Raw genomic sequence first — 23,799 nt, 5'->3', positions numbered from 1 at the left:
GAGGGCCCGCGCCTCGGCGCGAGCCCTTGCAGTGTAGCGGGGGGCGCGGCGGCTCGCTCAAGCGGGTTCGGGCAGCTCCGGAAGGGCGCGCAGCGCCTGCTCGTACCAAGCCGCGTCGAAGGGGCGGTTCTCGCGCAGCATGGCGTCGATCTCGTGGGCCAGCACCAATGCCATCAGGCGCAGGATTTCCTCGCGCTCGTAGCCGACCAGGGTCAGCTTGTTCAGGGTCGCGCGCGCCGCCGGCGGGTTATCCGCCTCCAACTGGTTCTCGACGGCCTGGATCAGGGTGGCTTCGGCGAAGGTCTCGTCTTCGCTGTCATCATGTTCGCTCATGGGCGTCTCCTGCTCGACAAGGCGCCAGTGTGCCATGCTGCGGCCGTCCTGGCGCGACCTAGGGGCACGGCGTGCCCACCCCCTTCAGGGCGAGCTTGAAGAACTGCAGGCGATAGCCGCTGGCCTCGGCCTGGCGGCAGAGCTTGGCGTTGTAGGTGCGGTACTCGGCGATCAGCACCGGCTTGCCCTGGCTGCGCAGCAGCCGATAGGCGTCGCATTCGCGGTACTTGTAGCAGCTCTCGTTGACCGCGAAATCGAACTGCTCGAACAGCTCCGGCAGCAGCTCGACCGCGTTCTTCAGGCCAACGGCCAGGTTGCGTCGGTGCGCTTCGGCGGCCAGCCAGCGGTTGAAGTCCAGTTGCTGCGCGCGGGTCAGGCCCAGGCCATTGGCATTGCTGTAGCCGTCGACGTTGTCCGGGTCGACGCCGTCGCAGCCCTTGCTCACCGCCAGGTCCATGCGCTTGGCCAGCAGGCTGCGCACGTCGGCGCGGCGGACATCCAGCCAGCGTTCTCCCGGCCAGTCGTCCAGCGGCGCACCGAGGGCGGCCTTGGGGAATTGCTGGGCATCGCTGCGCCAGTCTTCCCAGGTGCCGGCGCTGAAGTAACAGATGACGATGCGTCCGCGGCCCTTGAGGTCGGCAATAGTCTGCGCAGAGGTGTCGTAGAGGTCGATGTCGTAGAGCTGGCGATCCGGCCGCTGCAGAGGGCCGTTCAACTGCATGTGCCAGCTGACTCCGGCCGGAATGGCCAACGGGGTGGCCCAGGCGGTACCGGCTAGCAGCCAGAGGCTGGCGATGGCGAGGAAGTGGCGCATGGCAGAGTCCTGTCGGTGATGGTGGAGCGGTTCGCTGCTGCGAGGGTAGTCCCGTTGCGCGGCCGGGAAAGCGTCACGCGTCGAATCTGCGAGCGGGTTCAAGCCGGCAGTGAGGACTGCCTGGCAAGCGCCCGCTCGCCCTGGGGCTTGCCGGCACTCCGCCGCTGCGGCATGGTCCCACCTCTCATCGGCAGTAGAGGAACCCGCGGGCATGATCACCTATCACCGACTGGACAACGGCATTCTGTCCCGCCAAGCGGGTGAAGTCGGCGAGGCCGTTCCCAAGCAGGCGATATGGATCGACCTGCTCTCGCCGACCCTCGAGGAAGAACGCTTCATCGAGCAGGCGCTGGGGGTGGATATCCCGACTCGCGAGGAAATGTCGGCGCTGGAGGATTCCTCGCGGTTCTACGAGGAGAGCGGCGTGCTCTACCTGACCGCCACGGTGGTCAGCGGCATCAGCGAGCAGCGGCCGAGCGCCACCGAGGTGTTCTTCGTGCTCACTCCGCGCTGGCTGGTGAGTGTGCGCTACGCGGAGCTGAAGGCCTTCCAGGCGCTGGACGGCAAGCGCCAGCGGCAGCCCGAGCAGCATCGCAGCAGCGACAACATCTTCGCCTCCCTGTCCGAGTCGATCGTCGACCGCGTCGCCGACGTCATGGAGAAACTGCAGGCGCAGCTGAATACCCTGGCCCAGCGCATCTTCAGCGAGAACCACAAGCCCCGGCAGGAGCGCGCCGACCTGCAGCAGGTGATCAAGCACCTCGGGCGGCACAACTCGCTGCTGTCCAAGCTCAACGAAAGCCTGCTCAGCATCAGCCGCCTGCTGACCTATGCGCGCCAGGGAGGTAACGGTTGGCTCAGCGAGTCGGCCCGGGGATGGCTGAAGTCGGTGGAGCGCGACGTACGCTCGCTCAACGAATACCAGACGAAGATGTCCGGGGAGATCACCTTCCTGCTGGATGCCACCCTCGGGCTGATCAACATCGAGCAGAACAGCATCATCAAGGTGTTCTCCATTGCCGCCGTGCTGTTCCTGCCGCCGACCCTGGTCGGCACCGTCTACGGCATGAACTTCAAGCACATGCCGGAGCTGGACTGGATGCTCGGCTACCCGCTGGCGCTGGCCGGCATGCTCGGCTCGGCGGTGCTCTCCTACGCCTATTTCAAATTCAAACGCTGGCTCTGAGTTGCCCGCCCGCTAAGCGAGCAGCGTCGAGTCGAAGTGCATTTTCGCGCGGAGGAAGGCCGGGCGTTCCTTGGGATCGCTCGTCGCCCTGGGTGCGTTGATTCAACAGCAGGCCGCGTAGGCAGGGGGGCAGGTATTCGCTAGAGGCTGCCTCGCCCTGGGGGGCGCTCCCCGGGTGGCTGCGGTCCGCCCGGGGCGTGTGGCTCAGCGGCTGGCGAGCAGCTCGCGGCCGCGTTGCACCGCCGCCCGTACCTGGGCCGGCGCAGTGCCGCCGATGTGATCGCGGGCGTTCACCGAGCCTTCCAGGGTGAGCACGGAGAACACGTCATCGCCGATCTGGTCGCTGAAGCGGCGCAGTTCTTCCAGGCTCATCTCGGCCAGGTCCTTGCCCGACTCGACGCCGTACTTCACCGCATGACCGACGATCTCGTGGCAGTCGCGGAACGGCAGGCCCTTGCGTACCAGGTAGTCGGCCAGGTCGGTGGCGGTGGAGAAGCCGCGTAGCGCCGCTTCGCGCATGATGTCCTTCTTCGGCTTGATTGCCGGAACCATGTCGGCGAAGGCGCGCAGGCTGTCGCGCAGGGTGTCGGCGGCGTCGAACAGCGGCTCCTTGTCTTCCTGGTTGTCCTTGTTGTAGGCCAGCGGCTGGCCCTTCATCAGGGTCAAGAGGCCGGTGAGGGCGCCGAACACGCGGCCGGATTTGCCGCGCACCAGCTCAGGCACGTCCGGGTTCTTCTTCTGCGGCATGATCGAGCTGCCGGTGCAGAAGCGATCAGGCAGGTCGATGAACTGGAACTGCGCGGAGGTCCACAGCACCAGCTCCTCGGAGAAGCGCGACAGGTGCATCATCGCCAGCGAGGCGGCGGCGCAGAATTCGATGGCGAAGTCGCGGTCGGACACACCGTCCAGCGAGTTGCCGGAGATCGCCTCGAAGCCCAGCAGCTCGCAGGTGATCTCGCGCTGGATCGGGTAGGTGGTACCGGCCAGCGCGGCCGAGCCCAGCGGCATGCGGTTGGTGCGCTTGCGGCAGTCGACCAGGCGCTCGTAGTCACGACTGAGCATTTCGAACCAGGCCAGCAGGTGGTGGCCGAAGGTCACCGGCTGGGCGGTCTGCAGGTGGGTAAAGCCGGGCATGATGGTGTCCGCCTCGGCCTCGGCCAGGCCCAGCAGGCCCTGCTGCAGGCGGTTGATCTCGGCGAGGATGACGTCGATCTCGTCGCGCAGCCACAGGCGGATGTCGGTGGCCACCTGATCGTTGCGCGAACGGCCGGTGTGCAGTTTCTTGCCGACCACGCCGATGCGCTCGGTGAGCTTGGCCTCGATGTTCATGTGCACGTCTTCCAGGTCGACGCGCCAGTCGAACTGGCCGGCTTCGATCTCGCCCTGGATCTGCTTCAGGCCCTCGACGATGGCGTCGCGCTCGGCATCGCTGAGCACGCCGGCCTTGGCCAGCATGGTGGCGTGGGCGATGGAGCCCATGATGTCGTGGCGGTACAGGCGCTTGTCGAACTCGACGGAGGCGGTGAAACGGGCGACGAAGGCGTCGACGGGCTCGCTGAAACGGCCGCCCCAGGACTGGTTGGTCTTGTCGGTGCTCATGAATGCGCTCGCTGCTGGATACGTGATGAAGAAGGCCGCCGAGCCGGCGATAAACGGCAATAATACCAGTGTTGTCGCGAAAACCGGCGCGACAGCGATTCACGGGCCGGTTTGCCTCTGCTGGAATTGCCACCCGTGCATTTCAGCGGCTAATTCGCCCGGCTGGTGCCGGCTCGCTTGCCGCCCCCCGGGGCCATACGGAAACTGCGCCGATGCGTATCGACTGGCTACCCAGCGCGCCCCCCAGCGCGCCTACCGACGATTTCTTCATTCCCGAACTATGCCAACCCGAGGCATTGCTAAGCCTGGTCCTGCTGGCGGAGCTGCTGGTGCTGGTGCTGGTGCTTTCCGAACCGATGCTGCCGGGCTTCAACTGGGTGCGCCTGGCGCTGACCTCGTTGTTCGTGCAGTGGATCGTGCTGCTCTCGGCGGCGCTGTTGTGCCGCCTGCGACCGCTGCTGGCGCGCCTCAGGCCGGCGCTGGCCGGCTGCCTGAGCAGTACCCTGGTGGTGGCCCTGACCCTCGGCTGCACTTGGGTGGCGGACGTCTACGATCTCGGCGGGCCGCTGCCGCATGCTGGCGAGGTCAATCTTTATCTGCGCCACGCGTTGATCGCATTGATCATGTCGGCGCTGTTGCTACGCTATTTCTATCTACAGAGCCAATGGCGACGGCAGGAGCAGGCCGAACTACGGGCACGCATCGAAGCCTTGCAGGCGCGCATCCGCCCACACTTCCTGTTCAACAGCCTGAACAGCATCGCCAGCCTGGTCAGCTGCGACCCGCCGAAGGCCGAGCAGGCGGTGCTGGATCTGTCCGATCTGTTCCGCGCCAGCCTGGCCAAGCCCGGCACCCTGGTGCCCTGGCGCGACGAGCTGGAATTGGCCCGACGTTATCTGTCGATTGAACAATACCGCCTCGGCGAGCGTCTGCAATTAGAGTGGCGGGTGGATGATGTGCCGGAGGATCTGCCGATTCCGCAGCTGACGTTGCAGCCGCTGCTGGAGAATGCGCTGATCTACGGCATCCAACCACGTATCGAAGGAGGCTTGGTGAAGGTCGAGGCGGACTACGGCGACGGGGTGTTCACGATGTGCGTCAGCAATCCCTATGACGAGCACGGCAGCGAACGGCCCTCGGGCGGTACCCACCAGGCCTTGTTGAACATAGACGCGCGTCTGGCGGCACTTTTCGGGCCGCGGGCCAGTCTGAGCGTGGAGCGCCGTGACGGGCGTCATTTCACCTGTCTACGCTATCCTTGTGAACGACTCACGCAGGAAGCCAGAGCAATATGAATGTCCTGATTGTCGATGACGAACCCCTAGCCCGAGAGCGCCTGAGCCGCTTGGTGGGCGACCTGGACAGCTATCGAGTTCTGGAGCCGGCCGCCAGCAATGGCGAGGAGGCCCTGGCGCTGATCGATAGTCTGAAACCCGATATCGTGCTGCTCGACATCCGCATGCCTGGTCTCGACGGTTTGCAGGTGGCGGCCAAGCTCTGCGAGCGCGATACGCCACCGGCGGTGATCTTCTGCACCGCCCACGACGAGTTCGCGCTGGACGCCTTCAAGGTCAGCGCGGTGGGCTACCTGGTCAAGCCGGTGCGCCCCGAGCACCTGGCCGAGGCGTTGAAGAAGGCCGAGCGGCCCAATCGCGTGCAACTGGCCGCGTTGACCCGCCCGGCGGGCGAGAACGGCAGCGGCCCGCGCAGCCACATCAGCGCGCGCACCCGCAAGGGTATCGAGCTGATCCCGCTGGACCAGGTGATCTACTTCATCGCCGATCACAAGTACGTGACCCTGCGCCACGAGGGCGGCGAAGTGTTGCTGGATGAGCCGCTCAAGTCGTTGGAAGACGAGTTCGGCGATCGCTTCGTGCGCATCCACCGCAATGCGCTGGTCGCCCGTGAGCGCATCGAACGCCTGCAGCGTACGCCGCTCGGGCATTTCCAGCTGTATCTCAAGGGCCTCAACGGCGACGCCCTGACCGTCAGCCGTCGGCACGTGGCCGGGGTGCGCAAGCTGATGCACAACCTCTAAGGGCAGCCGCAAGCGTCGAGCAAGAGCCAGGCCGGGCCGCTTGGCTTTGCCGATCGGCCTCCTACCCTGATTCGCTTGGAGCTTGGAGCTTGGAGCTTGGAGCTTGGAGCTTGGAGCTTGGAGCTTGCTATCATCCCCGGCAGTTCGTTTCCTGGAATTGCCCCATGCCCCGCGAAATTCGCATCGCCACCCGTAAGAGCGCCCTGGCCCTGTGGCAGGCCGAACATGTCAAGGCCCGCCTGGAACAGGCTCATCCGGGCCTGAAAGTCAGCCTGGTTCCGATGGTCAGTCGCGGCGACAAGCTGCTCGACGCGCCGCTGGCCAAGATCGGTGGCAAGGGCCTGTTCGTCAAGGAACTGGAAACCGCGATGCTGGAGAACGAGGCGGACATCGCCGTGCACTCGATGAAGGACGTGCCGATGGATTTCCCCGAGGGCCTTGGCCTGTACTGCATCTGCGAGCGCGAAGATCCGCGCGATGCGTTCGTCTCCAACCGCCATGCCAGCCTCGACGAGTTGCCCGCGGGCAGCATCGTCGGCACCTCCAGCCTGCGGCGCCAGGCGCAGTTGCTGGCACGCCGGCCCGACCTGCAGATCCAGTTCCTGCGCGGCAACGTCAACACGCGTCTGGCCAAGCTCGATGCCGGCGAGTACGACGCCATCATTCTCGCCGCCGCCGGGTTGATCCGCCTTGGTTTCGAGGACCGTATCCGCTCGCGCCTTACCGTCGCCGACAGCCTGCCGGCTGGCGGCCAGGGCGCGGTGGGCATCGAATGCCGCAGTGCCGATAGCGATATCCAGGCCCTGCTGGCACCGCTCAACCATGCCGACACCGCGGTGCGCGTGCAGGCCGAGCGCGCGCTGAACAAGCGCCTGAATGGCGGCTGCCAGGTGCCGATCGCCTGCTACGCCGAACTTGAGGGCGACCAACTCTGGCTGCGCGGGTTGGTCGGCCAGCCGGATGGCGGCCTGCTGCTGCGTGCCGAGGAGCGCGCGCCAGCGACCGACGCCGAAGCCCTTGGTGTGCGGGTCGCCGAGGCCCTGCTGGCCCAGGGCGCCGAGCGCATTCTCCAGGCGGTCTACGGCGAGGCGGGCCATCCGTGAGCGAGTGGCGCCTGCTGCTGACCCGGCCGGCGGAGGAGTGCACGGCGCTGGCCGTGGCCCTGGCCGAACACGGCATCCAGAGCAGCAGTCTGCCCCTGCTGGAAATCGAGGCGCTGGCGGAAACCGCCGAGCAGCGCAGCCTGATGCTCGAGCTGGATCGTTACTGCGCGGTGCTGGTGGTCAGCAAGCCGGCCGCGCGCCTCGGCCTGGACCGGCTCGATCGCTATTGGCCGCAACCGCCGGCGCGCCAGCGCTGGTTCAGCGTTGGCCCCGCCACCGGCGAAATCCTGCAGGACTACGGCCTCGACGTGCACTGGCCGGCCGCCGGCGACGACAGCGAAGCCCTGCTGGCGCTGCCTGAGCTGACCGCAGCGCTGTCGGTGCCCGAGCCTCGCGTATTGATCCTGCGGGGCGAAGGTGGCCGTGAGTTGCTCGCCGAGCGCTTGCGCGGCCAAGGCGTGACGGTCGACTATCTGCCACTCTATCGGCGCAGCCTGCCCGATTATCCGGCGGGTGCTCTGTGGCAACGGCTGCAAGCGGAACACCTGAACGGCCTGTTGGTCAGCAGTGGGCAGGGCTTCGAACACCTGCGTGAGCTGGCCGGCGAGCACTGGCCCGAAGTGGCCCGCCTGCCGTTGTTCGTGCCCAGTCCGCGCGTGGCCGATCTGGCTCGGGCGGCCGGTGCCCGGACTGTTGTGGACTGCCGCGGCGCCAGTGCCGCGGCCTTGCTGGCGGCGTTGCGGGATCGCCCCGCGCCGGCCGCCCCCTGATGCAAAGGATGGATACGTGAGCGAAGCAGCTTCCCCGAACGACGCGCAACAACCCGCGGCCATCGCGCCTTCCACGCCTCCCGCCAGCCCAGCTCCCCGCGCACGCGGCGCAGCGGCCCTGGCCGTGTTCGCCTTGCTGATCGGCGCCGCCGGCCTGGCCGCCGGTGGCTGGAGCCTGTGGCAACTGCGCGTGCAGGACGACCGTGAGCAACGCCTGGTCGAGCAGTTCGCGCAGCAGATCCAGGAACAGGCGGACGCCTCGGCGTCCCACGCGCAGACGCTGGACAAGCGTTTGGAGCAGATGCCGACGGCGGACGAGCTGGCCGAACGGCGCCGGCTGCTCGGCGACCTGCAGGCAGACCAGCAGTTCCTGCAGCAGCGGCTCAACAGGTTGCTGGGTGCCAGCCGCCAGGAGTGGCGACTGGCCGAGGCCGAGCACCTGTTGCGCCTGGCCAGCCTGCGCCTGTCGGCGCTGCAGGATGTCGACAGCGCCACCGCCCTGGTCAAGGGCGCAGACGACATCCTGCGTGAGCAGAACGACCCCGCCGCCTTCGCCGCCCGCGAGCAGTTGGCTCGCAGCCTCGAAGCCCTGCGCAGCCTGCCGCAACCGGATCGCACCGGGCTGTTCCTGCAACTGGCGGCCCTGCGCGAACAGGTGGCCGAACTCCAACCGTTGACGCCGAGCTTCGCCGCTGCCCAGGGCGATGCCGAACCAGGGGCCGGCGAAGCGGGTTACTGGGCGCGCTGGTGGGAGAAACTCTCGCGATTCGTGCGCATCGACTTCGACGCCAACGGCGATATCCGTCCGCTGTTGACCGGGCAGAGCCTCGAGCAGGTGCGCCTGGCCTTGAGCCTAGCCCTGGAGCAGGCCCAGTGGGCTGTGCTGCACGGTGAGTCGCAGGTCTATCGCCAGGCTCTGGAGCAGGCCCGTGAAGTGCTGGACAGCCAGTTCGACCAGGATAATCCGGAGAGCCGCGCCCTGCGCGCCCGTCTCGCCGAGCTGGCGGAGCGACCGGTGCAAGTCGAGACCCCCGACCTGTCTGCCGCGTTCACCGCCGTGCAGGCTTATCTGGAGCGCCGCCAGCGAGCGGCCGAGCCAGCCCCCGAGGGGGAGGCGGACGCACCATGAACCGCACCTACCTGCTGTTCTTCATCGCCATCGCCGCCGCCACCTTGCTGGGCTTGGCCATCGCCGCCGACGCCGGCTACGTGCTGATCGCCTACAAGAATTTCCGCTACCAGTCCGGCTTCTGGGTGTTTCTCGCCCTGCTCGGCGCATGCGCCCTGCTGGCCTATGGGGTGCGCCAGTTCCTGCTGTTGCTCAACGTTTCCCACGGCCTGGTAAACCCCTGGTCGCGGCGGCATCGCCATCGGCGCCTGCGCTTGGCCGCCGAGCGGGGTCATATCGACCTGGCCGAAGGGCAGTGGGCCCGCGCCCTACGTCATCTGCGCAGGGCTGCGGCCCACGACCCGCGGCCGCTGGCGCATTACCTGGGCGCTGCGCGTGCCGCCAATCAGCTCGGCGAACATGGCGAGAGCGACCGGCTGCTGCGTTTGGCCCAGGAGCGCGACCCAGGTGCCGAACTCGCCATTGGACTGACTCAGGCGCACTTGCAGATCGACCGCGGCCACTACGAGCAGGCGCTGGCCACTCTGCTGCGCTTGCGCGAGCAGAGCCCGCGCCATAAGCAAGTGCTCGGCATGCTGCAACGGCTCTATGTGCAACTGCAGGATTGGCCGGCGCTCTGTCAGCTGTTGCCGGAGCTGCGTCGTAGCAAGGTCTTGTCCGGCCAGGAACTCGACGAGCTGGAGCGGCTGACCTGGTTGGCCGCCCTGGAGCAGGCCGGCCAGCGCGGCCTGAACCTCGGCGAAGGCGCGTTGCGGCCGCTGACCGAGCAATGGCAGAACCTGCCTGCAAGCCTGCGCGGCGATACCGAGCTGGTGCGGGGCTATGCCGACCAGTTGCGCCTGCTCGGCGCCCAGGAGGAGGCCGAGAAGGTTCTGCGCGGCGCCATCGCCAAGGACTACCAGGATGCGCTGGTATACCTCTACGGCCTGGTTCGCGGAGCCGATCCGGTGCGCCAGCTGCAAACTGCGGAGAGTTGGCTGAAGAATCGGCCGGACAGCCCGGTGCTGCTGTTTACCCTGGGCCGCCTGTGCCTGCTCAACCAGCTGTGGGGAAAGGCCCGAGACTACCTTGAGGCCAGTCTGGCGCTGCAGCGCAATGCGGAGGTGTGCGGCGAGTTGGCGCGGCTGCTGGCGCGCCTGGGCGAGACCGAGCGCAGCAACCAGCTGTTCCAGGAGGGCCTCGGACTGCTCAATCGCGGCCTGCCCGAGTTGCCGCAGCCGGCACGCGACGCCCAGGCATAGCCGGACGACCGCTGGGGGCGCCAAAACGGCGTCCCAGAGCCGCGTGCCTTGAAAGGCCGGGAAGCTTGCTCTACCGTAGCGGCCTTCTTCGTTTCCCCCTTCGGAGCCGCCATGAACCTGGCCAGCCCACGTTCGCTGTTCTTCCTTGCGTTTCTCGGTTGCGTCCTGCTGATGGGCGCCGCGCTCTATCTGGAACACGCTCTCGGTCTCGAACCCTGCCCGCTGTGCATCGTCCAGCGCGTCTTCGTCATCGCCTTCGGCCTGGTCTGCCTGGTCGCCGCCATCCATGCCCCTGCCGCCGCCGGCCGCCGCGTCTACTCTGTGCTCGCCCTGCTGTTCGCCATGGGCGGCGCGGCCAGCGCCGGTCGCCAGGTGTGGCTGCAGAACGTGCCGCCGGAAGAGCTGCCGGCCTGCCTGCCGAGCCTCGAGTACATGATGGATGCGCTGCCGTTCCAGGACATCGTGCGGCTGGTGCTGCACGGTACCGCCGATTGTGCCGAGGTCAGCTGGACGCTGTTCGGCATGAGCATTCCCGAGTGGAGCCTGCTGGGCTTCGTCGGCATGATCGCGCTAGCCTTGTTCCAGTTGCTGCGTCGCGCTTGAGCCCACCCCGCGAACGCTCGCCCGGCGCACTCGCGACCGGGCGCCATGAGCCCCTCTGATTTTCCTCGCCGCATGCGGAGCCAAGTCGCATGCGGGTTGTCGATTAAACGCTCGTATGAAAGTTTCTCCGACCTGTGCCTTGATGGGCGTGTCCGGCGGGCATAATCTGCCCCCACAGTGCCGACGGGAAAATGCCATTCCGGCGCACCTTCCCAAGCCCAAGCACCGATCGACAGAAAACCGTCTCGGAGCGGACATATAACAGCACCAATGATTAGGGAAGTGAGGTCTATCATGCTCGAGAGCTGTCAGAACGCCCAGGAACGTTGGGGTGGCGTACACCTGCTGATCGATCGCTGGTTGCAGGAGCGCCATGAATTGATCTCCGCCTTCGCCACCCTGGAGAACAAGGCGCAGACTGCCGTCAACGGCGAAGCGGTGCAGCGCTTGTGTCAGATCCTGGTGGACTATGTGTCGGCCGGCCACTTCGAGGTCTACGAGCAATTGCTCAACGAGGCCCGCGCCTTCAACGACCAGCGCGGCCTGGAACTGGCCAAGCAGATTTACCCGCGCATCGAAGCCATCACCGAAGCCTCGCTGGCGTTCAACGATCGCTGCGACAATGGCGACTACGGCGACAGCCTGTGCCTGAGCACCGAGCTCAAGCACCTCGGGCAGCTGCTGCACGAGCGCTTCGAACTGGAAGACTGCCTGATCGAAGTGCTGCACAACGCCCATCAGCAGGTAGCGCCGAGCCTCTGAGAGGCTTGGTACGGTGCGGCTCAGTCCGCACTGTCGAGCAATTCGACTTCGAACACCAAGGGCGCGTGAGGCGGGATCAGGTCCCCGGCGCCCTCGCTGCCGTAGGCCTGGGCCGAGGGAATCACCAGGCGCCATTTCGCCCCGACCGGCATCTGCTCCAGCGCGATGCTCCAGCCGTCGATCACACTGTCCAGGTTGAACCACTGCGGTTGTTCGCTCTCATCGAACAGGCTGCCGTCGGCCAGCCAGCCCTTGTAGCGCACCTGCACCTTGCCGCTCGGCGAAGGCCGTTGGCCGCTGCCGCCACGGATTTCGTCGACCAGCACGCCGCCCAGCAACTCGCGCACGCCGGGCTTTGCCTTCTGCTCGGCGAGATAGCGCTGCTCCGCGGCAATCAGCTTCGCGTCGTCGACCGGTTTGGCCTTGAGCGCAGCTTCATGCTCGGCCAGTACCTGCTCGATGCGGACCGGGTCGAGCTTCAGTTCTTCCCCGCGATAGGCGTGCTGGAGACCCTCGACCAAAGCCGGCAGATCCAGTTGCGGTACTTCCTCGCGCAGGCGCTCGCCGAGGCGCACGCCCAGGCTGTAGGCCAGTTCGTCCTCGGCGTGGAGGCCGGAGGCGAACCAGCAGAGCAGTAGCAGGCAATAGCGTGACATGGAGCGGGTCCTTGATGTGAAGGCTGTGGCGATTATGCCAGCCTTCCCGGGCGGCTCAATCCGATCGCTGGCGACCGGCCAGCGCGGCGTCTAGTATGGGCGAATCAGTATTCGCCAGGAGGCGTCCCATGTCGGCCAAGAAGAAACCAGTCAGAACTCCCCTGCATCTGCTGCAGCAATTGTCCCAGAGCCTGCTCGAACACCTGGAGAGCGCCTGCTCGCAAGCCATGGTCGATGCAGAAAAACTGCTGGCGAAGCTGGAGAAGCAACGCACCAAGGCCCAGGACAAGCTGCACGAGGCGCGCACCAAGCTGCAGGATGCAGCCGTGGCCGGCAAGGCCAAGACCCAGGCCAAGGCCAAGCAACTGGTCGCCGAACTGGAGGAGTTGCTCGATACCCTGAAAGCTCACCAGAGCGAGACTCGCGCCTACATTGCCCAGCTCAAGCGTGATGCCCAGGAAAGCCTGAAGCTCGCCCAGGGTGTGGGCAAGGTCAAGGAAGCCGCCGGCAAGGCGCTGGACCAGCGCGAAGCCGCCGCCAAGAAGCCGGCCGCCAGTTCCAAACCGGCCAGCAAGGCAGCACCAGCCAGGACCGCTACCGCCAAGGCACCGGCCAAGACAACCGCCGCCAAGACGGCGGAGAAGCCTGCCAGCAAGCCGAAGGCAGCTGCCAAGCCTGCTCCGGCGAAGACGGCCAGCAAACCCGCGGCTAAAACTACCGCGGCCAGCAAGGCCAAGCCGGCCGCCAAGGCACCGGCGAAAGCCGCTGCTCAGCCGGCCGCGAAGGCATCGAGCAAACCTGCCGCCAAGCCGGCCGCTGCCAAGGCGCCGACGGCCAAGGCTGCCGCCGCTACGACTGCCAAGCCCGCGGCGAAGAAGCCCGCGAGCACGGCTGCCACGGCCAAGAGTCCTGCGAAGCCCGCCGCCAAGCCGGCTGCGAAAAAGCCGGCGGCCGTGAAGAAGCCCGCCGCTGCCAAACCTGCCGCGCCGGCTCCAAGCGCCCCGACACCCGCCCCGTCCGCCCCGGCTGTTTCCAGCGGTAACGGCGCCACCGCGCCTTAAGCCGTTCGGTCCGCCGCGTCGCGCAGCACCTGCAGCGCGGCGCGGCTTTCTTCGTTGAGTCTCGGCAGCAGATGCTCCAGCCAGGCCGGTGATGGCGTGGCGGTGATCGGCGGCCAAGGTCGCGCGGCTCGTTCGAGGCGTGCCAGCAATTGACGTTCGGCGGCCAGCTCCAGGGTCTTCAAATGTTCCCGCAATGCCGCCAACTCGCCGTCTTCGCGGGCCGGTTCGCGCCAGCGTTGGCGCACCCGTCGCAGCGGGGCGATCACCTGGCTCTGCCAGGGGGTCGCCAGGCCTTGCAATAGCGCCGCGCGCTCCGCGTTGTGCTCCACGCCGCGCCGCTCCAGCCAGGCGCCGCAAAGCAGCAGGCAGATGTCCGCACCGTCGGCCTGCAGGTCCAGGCAGGCCGCTTCGACGCCGGGCAGGGCGTAGACGGCCAGGGCAAAACTCCACAGATCGGTCGGCATACGGCTCCTAGGGCGATGGCAGGGGGAAACTGATAGACTCCGCCGCCATTATGATCCGATTGCAAAATCTCACTCTACAGCGGGGTCCGCAGCGTCTGCTCGAAGGCGCCGAGCTGACCCTTCACGCCGGCCAGAAGGCCGGTCTGATCGGTGCCAACGGCGCCGGGAAATCCAGCCTTTTCGCCCTGTTGCGCGGCGAGCTGGGACCGGATGCCGGGGACTGCCAGTTGCCGCCGGACTGGCGCATCGCCCACATGCGCCAGGAAGTGGACACCCTCGACCGCCTGGCCGTCGACTATGTGCTCGATGGCGACGGGCACCTGCGTGCCATCCAGCGTCAATTGGCCGATGCCGAGGCTGCCCATGACGGCAGCGCTATCGCCCGCCTGCATGTCGAGCTGGATTCCGCCGACGGCTATACCGCCGATGCGCGAGCGCGCAAGCTGCTGGCTGGCCTCGGCTTTTCCAACGAGCAGATGGACCGCCGGGTCGGCGACTTCTCCGGTGGCTGGCGCATGCGCCTGAACCTGGCCCAGGCACTGATGTGCCCGTCCGATCTGCTGCTGCTCGACGAGCCGACCAACCACCTCGACTTGGATGCGATCCTCTGGCTGGAGGAATGGCTCAAGGGTTATCCCGGCACTTTGCTGCTGATCTCCCATGACCGCGATTTCCTCGATGCGGTGGTCGACCACGTCGCCCATCTCGAACAGCAGAAGCTGACCCTCTATCGCGGCGGCTATTCGGCCTTCGAGCGTACCCGCGCCGAGCGCCTGGCCCAGCAGCAGCAGGCCTACGAGAAGCAGCAGGCGCAGCGTGCGCACATGGAAAAATACATCGCCCGCTTCAAGGCGCAGGCGACCAAGGCGCGCCAGGCGCAGAGCCGCATCAAGGCGTTGGAGCGCCTGGAGGAGCTAGCCCCGGCCCATGTCGACTCGCCGTTCGAGTTCGCCTTTCGCGAGGCGGACAAGATTTCCAGCCCGCTGCTGGACCTGGCCGAGGGCAGCCTCGGCTACACCGACAAGGCGGTGCTGGAGAAGGTCAAGCTGCAGCTGACGCCGGGGGCGCGCATCGGCCTGCTCGGCCCCAATGGCGCTGGCAAGTCGACCCTGATCAAAACCCTCGCCGGCGAGTTGCAGCCGCTCGGCGGTCGCCTCGCCCGCGGCGAGAACCTGGCCATAGGCTACTTCGCCCAGCACCAGCTCGATGGCCTGGACGCCAAGGCCAGCCCGCTGCTGCACCTGCAGCGCATTGCGCCGGGCGAGCGCGAGCAGACCCTGCGCGATTTCCTCGGCGGTTTCGACTTCCGCGGCGCACGCTGCGACGAGGCGGTACTGAACTTCTCCGGCGGCGAGAAGGCGCGCCTGGCGCTGGCACTGATCGCCTGGCAGAAGCCCAACCTGCTGCTGCTCGACGAACCGACCAACCACCTCGACCTGGAGATGCGCCTGGCGCTGACCATGGCCCTGCAGGACTTCGGGGGCGCGGTGCTGGTGGTGTCCCACGATCGCCATCTGCTCAAGAGCACCACCGATGAGTTCCTGCTGGTGGCCGATGGCCGGGTGCAGGCGTTCGATGGCGACCTGGAAGACTATGCCCGCTGGCTGGTGGACTATCGCGCTCGCCAGACCGTCGCCAACGCACCGGCCGGCACCCCGGCGGCGGACAAGACCGACAAGCGCGCCCAGCGCCAGGCGGCCGCAGCCCTGCGCCAGCAACTGGCCCCGCACAAGCGGGCGGCCGACAAATTGGAGCAGGAGCTGGGGCAGTTGCACGAAAAGCTCGCCGCGGTGGAAACCCGCCTGGGCGATGCGGGTCTCTATGACGTGGCACGCAAGGACGAACTGCGCGACCTGCTGGGCCAGCAGGCCGCCCTGAAAAGCCGCGAAGCCGAACTGGAAGAGCGCTGGCTGGAGGCACTGGAGACCCTCGAGCACCTGCAGCGCCAACTGGAGGAAGCTTCTTGACCGAGCTGACCCACATACTGCCCCCGGTCTGGGCCGCGCCCCTGCTGCTGGCCGGACAGGTGGTATTGATCCTGGGGCTCGCGTTCCTGCTGCAACGCCTGGTTTCCCGTGGCCTGACCGGCATGGGCGAGCGCTACGACCTGCCGTTGGAACTGCTGGTGCCGGTGCGCGGCGGCCTGCGCTGGCTGATCGTCGGTGGAGCCTTGATCATGGTGCTGGAGCGCCTGGGCGTCTCCGCGACCGTCCTGTGGACGGCCATCTCCGGCTTCCTCGCGGTGGCGGCAATCGCTTTCTTCGCCATCTGGAGCGTGCTCTCCAACCTCTTGTGCGCGGTGCTGATCTTCGTGGTCGGGCCGTTTCGCCTGGGCGACCTGGTGGAGCTGCTGGAAAGCCCCGACAAGCCCGGCATCAAGGGGCGGGTGACCGCCATCAATCTGCTCTACACCACGCTCGCGGAACAGGGCGAGGTCGAGACCGGCGCGCTGATCCAGGTGCCCAACAGCCTGTTCTTCCAGAGAGCCATGCGCCGTTGGCGCGGTGGCGACACCCTATCCCTCATCAAGCGCGAGTCGTGAACCCCTCATGGAATGGCTGACTAGTCCTGAAATCTGGATCGCTTTCCTCACTCTGACCGCCCTGGAAATCGTCCTCGGCATCGACAACATCATCTTCATCTCGATCCTGGTCGGTCGCCTGCCGGTGGAACAGCAGCCGCGCGCGCGCTTCTTCGGCCTGGCCCTGGCGATGGGCACGCGCATCCTGCTGCTGCTGTCGATCACCTGGGTGATGCGGCTTACCGCAGACCTGTTCCACCTGTTTGGCCAGGGTATTTCCGGCCGCGACCTGATCCTGTTCTTCGGCGGCCTGTTCCTGTTGTTCAAGAGCACCCTGGAGATCTACCACGGCCTCGAAGGCGAGGACGAGGAGGCGCAGCAGGGCGGTGGCGCGGGCCGCGGCTTCATAGGCGTCATCGTGCAGATCGCCATCATCGACATCATCTTCTCCCTCGACTCGGTGATCACCGCGGTCGGTCTGGTGGAAAACGTGCCGGTGATGATCGCCGCTATCGTCATCGCCGTCGGCGTGATGATGCTCTCGGCCAGCACCATCAGCGCCTATATCGATAAGCACCCATCGCTGAAGATGCTGGCGCTGTCGTTCCTCATTGTGGTCGGTACGCTGCTGGTGGCCGAGGCGTTCGAAGTGCATGTGCCCAAGGGGTACGTCTACTTCGCTATGGTCTTCTCGCTGGCGGTCGAGGCGTTGAACATCCGTATGCGCGGCAAGCGCGCCAGGCCGGTGCAGCTGCGCAAGAACACCCCGGCCGATTGAGTGGCCGGGTTGCCGCTGGGCAGCCAGGGCGGGGCGGCGTAGAGTAGCGCTTTTCCCGATCCGAGGTTGCCCTGCCATGGCGCTCGAAACCTGGCTTGCCTTCTTCGTCGCCTGTTGGGTGATCAGCCTGTCACCCGGTGCCGGCGCCATTGCTTCGATGTCTTGTGGCTTGCAATACGGCTTCGGCCGCGGCTACTGGAATGCCATCGGCCTGCAACTGGGCCTGGCCTTGCAGATCGCCATCGTCGCCGCCGGGGTGGGCGCCATTCTCGCGGCCTCGGCCCTGGCCTTCAGCCTGATCAAGTGGTTCGGCGTGGCGTACCTGGTCTACCTGGCCGTGCGCCAATGGCAGGCTTTGCCCACCGAGCTGGCCGCCGAGTCGGCCGAGCGGCCTCTGGGCCGGCCGCTGACCCTGGTGCTGCGGGGCTTCCTGGTCAATGCCAGCAACCCCAAGGCGGTGGTGTTCATGCTGGCCGTGTTGCCGCAGTTCATCGATCCGCATGCACCGCTGGTGGAGCAATACCTGTTGATGGGAACCACCATGATCGCGGTCGATCTGATCGTGATGGCCGGCTATACCGGGCTCGCTGCGCGGGTCCTGCGCCTGCTGCGCACCCCGCGCCAGCAGCGCCTGTTGAACCGGACCTTCGCCACGCTGTTCGTCGGCGCCGCTGCGCTGCTCGCTACCCTGCGCCGTGCCCCGGCGGGCTGAGCAATGTGATGCGGTGCCGCGACAGCCTGGCCAAGCGCTACTAATCTGATTCCCTTTTTGCAGAGCGAATCCATGTCGTCCTCGATCCAATCCGACAGTTATACCGGCAATGCCGAGTTGTCCATCGCGGCGTTGCGGCACCCGCCGCTGGAACAGGCGATCTCCGCTGCCTGCGCCAAGCTGCCGCTGCGCGAAGCCTACCTGGCCGCCGTGCGCGACCCGTCCATGGGGCCGCAACCGCGGCTGTTGCTGGCGGTGGCCGGCGGCAACGTGCAGGTTCACCGCCGGCTGGCGGCGCTGATCGCCGACCTGTTGCCGGAAGACCTGGAAATGGATCTGATCGAGCTGGCCGACGACAGCCTGTCCACCGCCGTGCGCGAGCGCTGCGAGGCGTTCTTCCGCGCCTGACGCGGGAGCGATCGCCATGCGGGTGTGGGTCGATGCCGATGCCTGTCCCAAGGCGGCCAAGGACCAACTCGTCAAGTTCGCCCTGAAGCGCCGCTTCGAGGTGGTGCTGGTGGCCGGGCAGGGCCAGGTCAAGCCGGCCTTCGCCTGCGTGCGGCTGATCGTGGTGCCGAGCGGGCCGGATGCGGCGGACGACTATCTGGTCGAGCATGCGTTGCCCGGCGAGCTGGTGATCTGCAGCGACGTGCCGCTGGCCGACCGCCTGGTCAAGAAGGGTGTCGCCGCCCTCGATCCTCGCGGTCGCGAGTTCGACGAGCGCAACATGGGCGAGCGGCTGGCGGTGCGCAACCTGTTCACCGATCTGCGCGACCAGGGCCTGCAAGGCGGCGGTCAGGCCGCCTACGGCGAGCGCGAGCGGCAGGCCTTCGCCAATGCGCTGGATCGCCTTCTTACCCGCCTGGTCCGGCAGCGCGGCTAGCCTGTCGCCAGGCGGCGCCCAGGCCAGGAATTTCAACGTGCCTGATAGAGCCGTGCCTGCTCCGTGATGTCCTTTCGCTGCGCCAACCAGGTTTCGAGTTGAGCCAGCGCCAGCGGTTTGCTGAACAGGAATCCCTGGATCAGATCGCACTGGTTGGCCTGCAGGAACGCCAGTTGCTCGTCGGTTTCCACTCCCTCGGCCACCACTTTCAGTCCCAGTTTGTGGGCCATGGCGACGATCGCCGCGGTGATCGCCATGTCGCCCGAGGCATGGGGAATTTCGCTGATGAAGGCCCGGTCCACCTTCAGGCTGTCCACCGGCAGCTTGCGCAGGTAGGTCAGCGAGGAGTAACCGGTGCCGAAGTCGTCGATGGATATCTTCACGCCCAGCAGGCGGATCGCGTTGAGCACCTCGATGGCGGCGCCCATGTTGTTCATCAGCGCGTTCTCGGTGACCTCCAGGGTCAGGGCGGCAGGTGCCAGTCCGGTCTCGCCGAGAATCTGCGCAATGGTCCGCGGCAGCGCCGGGTTGGCCAGGTTGAGCGCCGAGCAATTCACCCCGACGCGTAGCTGCGAATGCCCGGCCAGGTGCAGCTTGTGCAGGTCGGCGCAGGCGCGGCGGGTCACCCAGAGGTCCAACTCGCCGATGAAGCCGTGCTGCTCGGCGAGGGAGACGAAACGGTCCGGGACGATCATGCCCTGGCCCGGATGCGGCCAGCGCGCCAGCGCCTCCAGGGCCTCCACCCGGCCGCTGGCGCAGGCGACGATCGGCTGGTAGTGCACCTCCAGGGCATCCTCGACCAGGGCGCGGCGCAGGTCCTGCTCGAGGGCCAGGCTCTCCTGGGCATGGACTTCGAGAATACTGCTGAAACGCTGGCTCCCGCTGCGTCCATGCCGCTTGCAATGGCCAAGGGCCAGGCCGGCGTGCTTGAGCAGCTCGTCGCCGCTGCGGCCATCCTGGGGGGAAACGGCGTAGCCGATGCTGGCGGTCAGGCAGAGCTGGCCGTTGCTCAGGCTGAAGGGCGGACGCAGCTGGGAGAGGACGCGTTCGGCCAGGAACCGCGCCTGCTCGGGCTGGGTCACCGAGGCCATGACGCAGAACTCGTCGCCGGCGAAGCGCGCCAGCACGTCGTCTTCGCCGAGCACGCCACGGATCCGCTGCGCCACCTGTTGCAGCAGTTCGTCGCCGGCGGCGTGGCCGAGGCTGTCGTTGACCCGCTTGAAGTTGTCCAGGTCGATGAACAGTAGCGCCGTGGCGCGGTGCCGCTGAGGCGGCCCGCTGAGCTGCTGCTCGACCATGCGGATGAATGCCCGGCCATTGAGCAGATTGGTTAGCGGGTCGTAATGGGTGACGCTGTCCAGCTGATTGAGCGCTTGCGCCAGCCGCGCACGCTGCTCGCCCAGGTGCTGTTCGGCCCAGCCGGCGATGACGCCGAGCACGATGATGAGCAGGGCGATGGCGGCGATGGCCCCGGCCAGCATCTCATGGCTATCGCCGTTCTGCAGGTGCAGGGCCTGGGGGTAGAGATCGGCGGGCAGGGCCAGCGTCAGGGCGGCCATGCCGGTGAAGTGCATGGAGACGATGGCGCCGCCCATCACCAGACTGCTGCCCAGGCGCAGCCAGCGCACCAGATTGCCGCTCCGGTTGCGGAAGTAGAAGGCCAGGACCAGCGCGACCAAGGAGGTGCCGATGGCGATGGCGATGGAGGTAAAGAACAGCCAGGGCTCGTAGTACTGGGTCGCCGGCGAGCGGATTGCCGCCATGCCGCTGTAATGCATGGTGGCGATGCCCAGCCCGGCGGCGACCGCGGCCAGTTGATACTGCCAGACGGCCAGCCGGGCGCGACCGATGACCCACATCACCACGTAGGACACAGCGATGGCCACCAGCAGGGAAAACAGAGTGACGCCAAAGTCGTAGGCGATTTTCACCGGTGCCTGGAACGCCAGCATAGCGATGAAATGCATCGACCAAATACCACCGCCGAGGGCGAAGGCTCCGACCCAGCGCCATATCTCGCGGCCCAGGCGGCCCCGGCTGGCGCAGACGCGATTGGCCATGGCCAGCGCGGTGAAGCCGGCGGCGCTCGCTACCAGATAGGCGAGCACGACCAGGCCCGGCGTATGGTTGCAGTCGAGCAGCGCCACCTGGTTCGGGGGGATTTCGCCGATGACGAAAGGCAGTAGGGACATTGACACGCTCCGTACTGGCGTCCTGCCGAATTGTTCATGCGGGAGGCACTGAGCCATTACCGGCAGTGTAGGTGGCGGCGCTGGCGAAAACCAACCTCGCCACTCGGGAAAGCGGTGTGGGGGCAGGCGCCTTCCGGACGGACGGCGCCGAGACCGCTCAGTGGGTCAGTTCAAGCACCCGGTCGACCAGCTTGTTGATGCCCGAGGCCGCCTCGCCGATGCCCTTGGCCAGCATGTAGGCGGGGGTGGTCACCAGCTTGCGCTGGGTATCCTCGACGATTTCGCTGACCTCGCACTCCTTGTGCTCGGCGCCCATCTCGGCGATGGCCGCGGCGGTGTCGTGGTCGGTACCGATGGTACAGGTCACGCCCGGGCCGTAGATCTTCGCCGCTAGGACCGGTGCGATGCACATCAGGCCGATGGGCTTGCCGGCCTGGGCAAAGGCCTGGGCGAAAGCCAGCACGTCGGGCTGCACCGTGCAGTGCGCGCCGCTGATGGCGAAGTCGGAGAGATTCTTCGCCACGCCGAAGCCGCCGGGCAGGATCAGCGCATCGAAGTTCTCGACGTGAGCCTCGCGCACGTCCTTGACGTGGCCGCGGGCGATGCGTGCGGACTCCACCAGCACGTTGCGCGTGTCGGGCATTTCGTCGTCGCTGTAGTGATCGACCACATGCAATTGCGTGATGTTCGGGGCGAAGCACTGGACCTGGGCACCGCGCTGGTCCAGGCGCAGCAGGGTGAGCACGCTCTCGTGGATCTCCGCGCCGTCGTAGACGCCGCAACCGGAAAGGATTACCGCGACTCGTTTGTTCATCGATGCAACTCCTGTGAAGAATTCGACCCCTGTGCGGGCCGCCAATACCGTGCGCTCATCCTAGCCTGAGCCGGTGCGCAGCGATACGCGGCGCCGGCGAAAGCGCGGTGCCGATGATGCTTTGATCGAGGCCTTGGAGGTCGGGTTCCGCCTGCCGGCGCTGGCTGGCCGGCGCGAGTCAGGCCGGTAACGTCTGTTGGGCCCAATGCAGCTGATCCGCGGGCACCGGTTTGCCGTACCAATAGCCTTGGCCCAGGTCGCAATGATGGTTCAGCAGGAAACGCGCCTGCTCGGGTTTCTCGATGCCCTCGGCCAGCACCCTCAGGCCAAGATTGTGGGCCATGGCGATCACCGCCCGGGTGATGGCGGCATCCTCGCCGTCATCCGGCAGGCCGGCGATGAAACCCTGGTCGATCTTCAGCTTGTGCACCGGCAGGCGCTTGAGGCGCAGCAGCGAGGAGTAGCCAGTGCCGAAATCGTCGATGGCCAGGCGCACGCCGAGGTCGCGCAACTGCCTGAGAGTGTCGAGCGCGGCGTCCGGGTTCTCCATCACGGCGCTTTCGGTGACTTCCAGTTCCAGGCAGGCGGGGTCCAACCCGCTGCTGGCGAGGGCGTCGGCGACCTGCGTCTCCAGTTCGCCGCGGCCGAACAGGCGGCTGGAAACGTTCACCGCGACGAAGCTCAGCGAGATGCCCGCCGTTTGCCAGGCGCGCATCTGCCGGCAGGCCTGGCCCAGCACCCAGGCGTCGATGGCACCGATCAAACCGCTTTCCTCGGCGATGGGAAGAAACTCGCCCGGCGGCACCAGCCCGCGCTGGGGGTGCTGCCAGCGCACCAGCGATTCCACGCCGACCACCTGGCCGCTGCGCAGGTCGTGGATCGGCTGGTAGTGCACGCGCAACTCGTCGCCATCCAGGGCGTGGCGCAGGGCCGCGGCCAGGGCGACCCGCTGGTGGGCATAGGCGGTCAGCTCCTGGGTATAGAAGGCATAGCCTTGGCGGCCGTTGCTCTTCGCCTTGAACAGCGCGGAGTCGGCGTTGCGCAGCAGTTGTTCGACGTTCTGCGCATCGGCCGGCGACTGGCTGATGCCGATGCTGGCGCCGACGAACAGCTCCTGGTCGTCGAGATGGAAGGGGGCGCCCAGGGCTGCCAGCACCCGTTGCGCCAGCGTCGCCGCCTGCTCCACCTGGGTGCAGCTGTCGCAGAGCAGGCCATACTCGTCGCCGCCGAGCCGGGCCAGGGTCATGCTGCCGCTCAGCAGGCCGGACAGGCGCTCGGCGATCGCCTTGAGCAGCCGGTCGCCGAGGTTGTGGCCGAGGCTGTCGTTGATCAGCTTGAAATGATCCAGGTCGATCAGCAGCACGGCACAGCCACGCTGGTTCCGCTGCGCCCGCGCCAGTGCCTGCTCGAGCCGCTCGGTGAACAGCAGGCGGTTGGGCAGGTTGGTCAGTGGATCGTGGTGGGCCAGATAGTCGAGTTCGCGCTGGGAGCGCTTGATCGCACTGATGTCCGAGAAGACCGCGACATAGTGGCTGAGCGAGCCTGACTCGTCGTGAATGGCGCGGATGCTTTGCCAGACCGGGTAGATCTCGCCGTTCTTGCGCCGGTTCCAGACTTCGCCGCTCCACTCGTGGCGATTCTTCAGGGCCTGCCACATGGTCTGGTAGAAGGCCTGCTCATGGCGGCCTGATTTGAACAGATTGGGGTGGCGGCCCAGCACCTCGCCTTCTTCATAGCCGGTGATACGGCTGAACGAGCGATTGACATGCACGATGTTCAGCTCGGCGTCGGTCACCAGCACGCCTTCCAGGGTGCTGTCGAACACCGCGGCGGCCTGGCGCAGGCTGGCTTCGTGGGTCCGGCGGGCGCGCAGGTGCTCGTTGAGACGGCACAGATGCAGGCGGTTGAGCCCGTAGAGCAACAGTCCGGTCAGGACCACGAACAGCAGGCCCTTGGTCAATTGGACGTCGGCGCGCACGGCGGCATCGCTGACCAGGCCGGTGAGCAGGTGGTCGCTCAGCAGCACCCAGAGCGTGCCGAAAGCCAAGTAGAACCATAAGATCCGGCGGGTGCTCATAGCAGAACGTCCCTGTGGGAGAAAGCGAAGCGGCCCACAGTCTTATCTAAAAGACGGACTGGT

Annotated in this window: 24 protein-coding genes; 16 read left to right on the top strand and 8 right to left on the bottom strand. The window is 66.8% G+C overall.

Annotated features, from left to right (window positions below):
- Positions 1 to 57: 57 nt before the first annotated feature.
- Together ACWKV7_RS05095 and ACWKV7_RS05090 are read right to left on the bottom strand one after the other, a co-directional pair.
- Complete coding sequence (locus ACWKV7_RS05095; RefSeq protein ID WP_483856566.1) at positions 58 to 333, bottom strand: hypothetical protein; 276 nt, start codon at positions 331 to 333, stop codon at positions 58 to 60.
- Positions 334 to 391: 58 nt separating this feature from the next.
- Complete coding sequence (locus ACWKV7_RS05090) at positions 392 to 1,147, bottom strand: endo alpha-1,4 polygalactosaminidase (protein WP_483856565.1); 756 nt, start codon at positions 1,145 to 1,147, stop codon at positions 392 to 394.
- 211 nt (positions 1,148 to 1,358) lie between these two features.
- On the opposite strand from ACWKV7_RS05090, the gene ACWKV7_RS05085 reads away from it, so the two are divergent.
- Positions 1,359 to 2,333 (top strand): magnesium transporter CorA family protein, encoded by a 975-nt coding sequence (locus tag ACWKV7_RS05085; protein WP_483856564.1) that lies wholly within the window; start codon positions 1,359 to 1,361, stop codon positions 2,331 to 2,333.
- Positions 2,334 to 2,537: 204 nt separating this feature from the next.
- On the opposite strand, the gene argH is transcribed toward ACWKV7_RS05085, so the two are convergent.
- The gene (gene argH / locus ACWKV7_RS05080; protein WP_483856563.1) at positions 2,538 to 3,932 is read right to left on the bottom strand and encodes an argininosuccinate lyase; all 1,395 of its coding nucleotides are present in this window, start codon (positions 3,930 to 3,932) and stop codon (positions 2,538 to 2,540) included.
- A gap of 212 nt (positions 3,933 to 4,144) precedes the next feature.
- Between argH and ACWKV7_RS05075 the strand changes: the two genes are divergently transcribed.
- The 8 genes from ACWKV7_RS05075 to rsd all read left to right on the top strand — a co-directional run bounded on the left by ACWKV7_RS05075 (position 4,145) and on the right by rsd (position 11,578).
- Positions 4,145 to 5,227 (top strand): sensor histidine kinase, encoded by a 1,083-nt coding sequence (locus ACWKV7_RS05075; protein WP_483856562.1) that lies wholly within the window; start codon positions 4,145 to 4,147, stop codon positions 5,225 to 5,227.
- The gene (locus tag ACWKV7_RS05070; protein ID WP_483856561.1) at positions 5,224 to 5,970 is read left to right on the top strand and encodes a LytR/AlgR family response regulator transcription factor; all 747 of its coding nucleotides are present in this window, start codon (positions 5,224 to 5,226) and stop codon (positions 5,968 to 5,970) included. Before ACWKV7_RS05075 ends, ACWKV7_RS05070 begins: the two co-directional genes overlap by 4 nt.
- A 164-nt stretch (positions 5,971 to 6,134) precedes the next feature.
- Positions 6,135 to 7,073 carry a hydroxymethylbilane synthase gene (gene hemC, locus ACWKV7_RS05065; protein ID WP_483856560.1) on the top strand — a complete coding sequence of 313 codons (939 nt, stop codon included), beginning with the start codon at positions 6,135 to 6,137 and terminating at the stop codon, positions 7,071 to 7,073.
- Positions 7,070 to 7,843 carry a uroporphyrinogen-III synthase gene (locus ACWKV7_RS05060; RefSeq protein ID WP_483856559.1) on the top strand — a complete coding sequence of 258 codons (774 nt, stop codon included), beginning with the start codon at positions 7,070 to 7,072 and terminating at the stop codon, positions 7,841 to 7,843. The genes hemC and ACWKV7_RS05060 overlap by 4 nt, the downstream gene beginning before the upstream one ends.
- Positions 7,844 to 7,859: 16 nt before the next feature.
- On the top strand, positions 7,860 to 8,972 hold the full coding sequence (locus tag ACWKV7_RS05055; protein ID WP_483856558.1) for a uroporphyrinogen-III C-methyltransferase: 1,113 nt from the start codon (positions 7,860 to 7,862) through the stop codon (positions 8,970 to 8,972).
- Entirely contained in the window at positions 8,969 to 10,213 is a 1,245-nt protein-coding gene (locus ACWKV7_RS05050) for a heme biosynthesis HemY N-terminal domain-containing protein (RefSeq protein WP_483856557.1), read from the top strand. Before ACWKV7_RS05055 ends, ACWKV7_RS05050 begins: the two co-directional genes overlap by 4 nt.
- Before the next feature lie 111 nt (positions 10,214 to 10,324).
- Positions 10,325 to 10,816 (top strand): disulfide bond formation protein B, encoded by a 492-nt coding sequence (locus ACWKV7_RS05045; protein WP_483856556.1) that lies wholly within the window; start codon positions 10,325 to 10,327, stop codon positions 10,814 to 10,816.
- A 294-nt stretch (positions 10,817 to 11,110) separates the two neighbouring features.
- Positions 11,111 to 11,578 carry a sigma D regulator gene (gene rsd, locus ACWKV7_RS05040; RefSeq protein WP_483856555.1) on the top strand — a complete coding sequence of 156 codons (468 nt, stop codon included), beginning with the start codon at positions 11,111 to 11,113 and terminating at the stop codon, positions 11,576 to 11,578.
- Positions 11,579 to 11,598: 20 nt separating this feature from the next.
- Here rsd and ACWKV7_RS05035 read toward each other — a convergent pair whose 3' ends face one another.
- Positions 11,599 to 12,234, bottom strand: coding sequence for an FKBP-type peptidyl-prolyl cis-trans isomerase (locus tag ACWKV7_RS05035; RefSeq protein WP_483856554.1), 636 nt, complete (start codon positions 12,232 to 12,234; stop codon positions 11,599 to 11,601).
- Positions 12,235 to 12,362: 128 nt separating this feature from the next.
- Here ACWKV7_RS05035 and ACWKV7_RS05030 point away from each other — a divergent pair, with 128 nt between their 5' ends.
- On the top strand, positions 12,363 to 13,295 hold the full coding sequence (locus ACWKV7_RS05030) for an AlgP family protein (RefSeq protein WP_483856553.1): 933 nt from the start codon (positions 12,363 to 12,365) through the stop codon (positions 13,293 to 13,295).
- Here the strand turns inward: ACWKV7_RS05030 and ACWKV7_RS05025 are convergent.
- The gene (locus ACWKV7_RS05025; RefSeq protein ID WP_483856552.1) at positions 13,292 to 13,759 is read right to left on the bottom strand and encodes a TIGR02444 family protein; all 468 of its coding nucleotides are present in this window, start codon (positions 13,757 to 13,759) and stop codon (positions 13,292 to 13,294) included. The two genes, ACWKV7_RS05030 and ACWKV7_RS05025, sit on opposite strands and share 4 nt — an antisense overlap.
- Before the next feature lie 50 nt (positions 13,760 to 13,809).
- Here ACWKV7_RS05025 and ACWKV7_RS05020 point away from each other — a divergent pair, with 50 nt between their 5' ends.
- The 6 genes from ACWKV7_RS05020 (at position 13,810) to ACWKV7_RS04995 (ending at position 18,653) form a co-directional block, all read left to right on the top strand.
- Positions 13,810 to 15,726, top strand: coding sequence for an ATP-binding cassette domain-containing protein (locus ACWKV7_RS05020; protein WP_483856551.1), 1,917 nt, complete (start codon positions 13,810 to 13,812; stop codon positions 15,724 to 15,726).
- Positions 15,723 to 16,301, top strand: coding sequence for a mechanosensitive ion channel domain-containing protein (locus ACWKV7_RS05015; RefSeq protein ID WP_483856550.1), 579 nt, complete (start codon positions 15,723 to 15,725; stop codon positions 16,299 to 16,301). Before ACWKV7_RS05020 ends, ACWKV7_RS05015 begins: the two co-directional genes overlap by 4 nt.
- 7 nt (positions 16,302 to 16,308) lie before the next feature.
- On the top strand, positions 16,309 to 17,058 hold the full coding sequence (locus ACWKV7_RS05010) for a TerC family protein (RefSeq protein ID WP_483856549.1): 750 nt from the start codon (positions 16,309 to 16,311) through the stop codon (positions 17,056 to 17,058).
- 76 nt (positions 17,059 to 17,134) lie between these two features.
- Positions 17,135 to 17,770: a LysE family transporter gene (locus ACWKV7_RS05005; RefSeq protein WP_483856548.1), complete on the top strand. Its 636-nt coding sequence runs from the start codon at positions 17,135 to 17,137 to the stop codon at positions 17,768 to 17,770.
- Between the two features lie 72 nt (positions 17,771 to 17,842).
- Complete coding sequence (locus tag ACWKV7_RS05000; RefSeq protein WP_483856547.1) at positions 17,843 to 18,178, top strand: enhanced serine sensitivity protein SseB C-terminal domain-containing protein; 336 nt, start codon at positions 17,843 to 17,845, stop codon at positions 18,176 to 18,178.
- Between the two features lie 16 nt (positions 18,179 to 18,194).
- Complete coding sequence (locus ACWKV7_RS04995; protein WP_483856546.1) at positions 18,195 to 18,653, top strand: YaiI/YqxD family protein; 459 nt, start codon at positions 18,195 to 18,197, stop codon at positions 18,651 to 18,653.
- Positions 18,654 to 18,685: 32 nt separating this feature from the next.
- On the opposite strand, the gene ACWKV7_RS04990 is transcribed toward ACWKV7_RS04995, so the two are convergent.
- From ACWKV7_RS04990 to dibA, 3 genes are all read right to left on the bottom strand, one after another.
- Positions 18,686 to 20,845 (bottom strand): putative bifunctional diguanylate cyclase/phosphodiesterase, encoded by a 2,160-nt coding sequence (locus ACWKV7_RS04990; protein WP_483856545.1) that lies wholly within the window; start codon positions 20,843 to 20,845, stop codon positions 18,686 to 18,688.
- A gap of 157 nt (positions 20,846 to 21,002) precedes the next feature.
- Positions 21,003 to 21,659 carry an isoprenoid biosynthesis glyoxalase ElbB gene (gene elbB / locus ACWKV7_RS04985; protein WP_483856544.1) on the bottom strand — a complete coding sequence of 219 codons (657 nt, stop codon included), beginning with the start codon at positions 21,657 to 21,659 and terminating at the stop codon, positions 21,003 to 21,005.
- Between the two features lie 178 nt (positions 21,660 to 21,837).
- The gene (gene dibA / locus ACWKV7_RS04980; RefSeq protein WP_483856543.1) at positions 21,838 to 23,736 is read right to left on the bottom strand and encodes a phosphodiesterase DibA; all 1,899 of its coding nucleotides are present in this window, start codon (positions 23,734 to 23,736) and stop codon (positions 21,838 to 21,840) included.
- Positions 23,737 to 23,799 lie beyond the last annotated feature (63 nt).

It is taken from the genome of Zestomonas ipomoeae (genome assembly GCF_057128665.1).
This window is presented reverse-complemented; position numbering and strand designations above follow the sequence as displayed.

Excerpts from the sequence above, each read along its gene's own strand:
- elbB (WP_483856544.1), bottom strand. The coding sequence starts at position 21,659 with ATGAACAAACGAGTCGCGGTAATCCTTTCCGGTTGCGGCGTCTACGAC.
- ACWKV7_RS05010 (WP_483856549.1), top strand. The coding sequence starts at position 16,309 with ATGGAATGGCTGACTAGTCCTGAAATCTGGATCGCTTTCCTCACTCTG.
- ACWKV7_RS05005 (WP_483856548.1), top strand. The coding sequence starts at position 17,135 with ATGGCGCTCGAAACCTGGCTTGCCTTCTTCGTCGCCTGTTGGGTGATC.
- ACWKV7_RS04995 (WP_483856546.1), top strand. The coding sequence starts at position 18,195 with ATGCGGGTGTGGGTCGATGCCGATGCCTGTCCCAAGGCGGCCAAGGAC.
- rsd (WP_483856555.1), top strand. The coding sequence starts at position 11,111 with ATGCTCGAGAGCTGTCAGAACGCCCAGGAACGTTGGGGTGGCGTACAC.
- ACWKV7_RS05075 (WP_483856562.1), top strand. The coding sequence starts at position 4,145 with ATGCGTATCGACTGGCTACCCAGCGCGCCCCCCAGCGCGCCTACCGAC.
- ACWKV7_RS05095 (WP_483856566.1), bottom strand. The coding sequence starts at position 333 with ATGAGCGAACATGATGACAGCGAAGACGAGACCTTCGCCGAAGCCACC.
- ACWKV7_RS04990 (WP_483856545.1), bottom strand. The coding sequence starts at position 20,845 with ATGTCCCTACTGCCTTTCGTCATCGGCGAAATCCCCCCGAACCAGGTG.
- dibA (WP_483856543.1), bottom strand. The coding sequence starts at position 23,736 with ATGAGCACCCGCCGGATCTTATGGTTCTACTTGGCTTTCGGCACGCTC.
- ACWKV7_RS05035 (WP_483856554.1), bottom strand. The coding sequence starts at position 12,234 with ATGTCACGCTATTGCCTGCTACTGCTCTGCTGGTTCGCCTCCGGCCTC.
- ACWKV7_RS05050 (WP_483856557.1), top strand. The coding sequence starts at position 8,969 with ATGAACCGCACCTACCTGCTGTTCTTCATCGCCATCGCCGCCGCCACC.
- hemC (WP_483856560.1), top strand. The coding sequence starts at position 6,135 with ATGCCCCGCGAAATTCGCATCGCCACCCGTAAGAGCGCCCTGGCCCTG.
- ACWKV7_RS05045 (WP_483856556.1), top strand. The coding sequence starts at position 10,325 with ATGAACCTGGCCAGCCCACGTTCGCTGTTCTTCCTTGCGTTTCTCGGT.
- ACWKV7_RS05070 (WP_483856561.1), top strand. The coding sequence starts at position 5,224 with ATGAATGTCCTGATTGTCGATGACGAACCCCTAGCCCGAGAGCGCCTG.
- ACWKV7_RS05000 (WP_483856547.1), top strand. The coding sequence starts at position 17,843 with ATGTCGTCCTCGATCCAATCCGACAGTTATACCGGCAATGCCGAGTTG.
- ACWKV7_RS05090 (WP_483856565.1), bottom strand. The coding sequence starts at position 1,147 with ATGCGCCACTTCCTCGCCATCGCCAGCCTCTGGCTGCTAGCCGGTACC.
- ACWKV7_RS05085 (WP_483856564.1), top strand. The coding sequence starts at position 1,359 with ATGATCACCTATCACCGACTGGACAACGGCATTCTGTCCCGCCAAGCG.
- ACWKV7_RS05030 (WP_483856553.1), top strand. The coding sequence starts at position 12,363 with ATGTCGGCCAAGAAGAAACCAGTCAGAACTCCCCTGCATCTGCTGCAG.
- ACWKV7_RS05020 (WP_483856551.1), top strand. The coding sequence starts at position 13,810 with ATGATCCGATTGCAAAATCTCACTCTACAGCGGGGTCCGCAGCGTCTG.
- argH (WP_483856563.1), bottom strand. The coding sequence starts at position 3,932 with ATGAGCACCGACAAGACCAACCAGTCCTGGGGCGGCCGTTTCAGCGAG.
- ACWKV7_RS05025 (WP_483856552.1), bottom strand. The coding sequence starts at position 13,759 with ATGCCGACCGATCTGTGGAGTTTTGCCCTGGCCGTCTACGCCCTGCCC.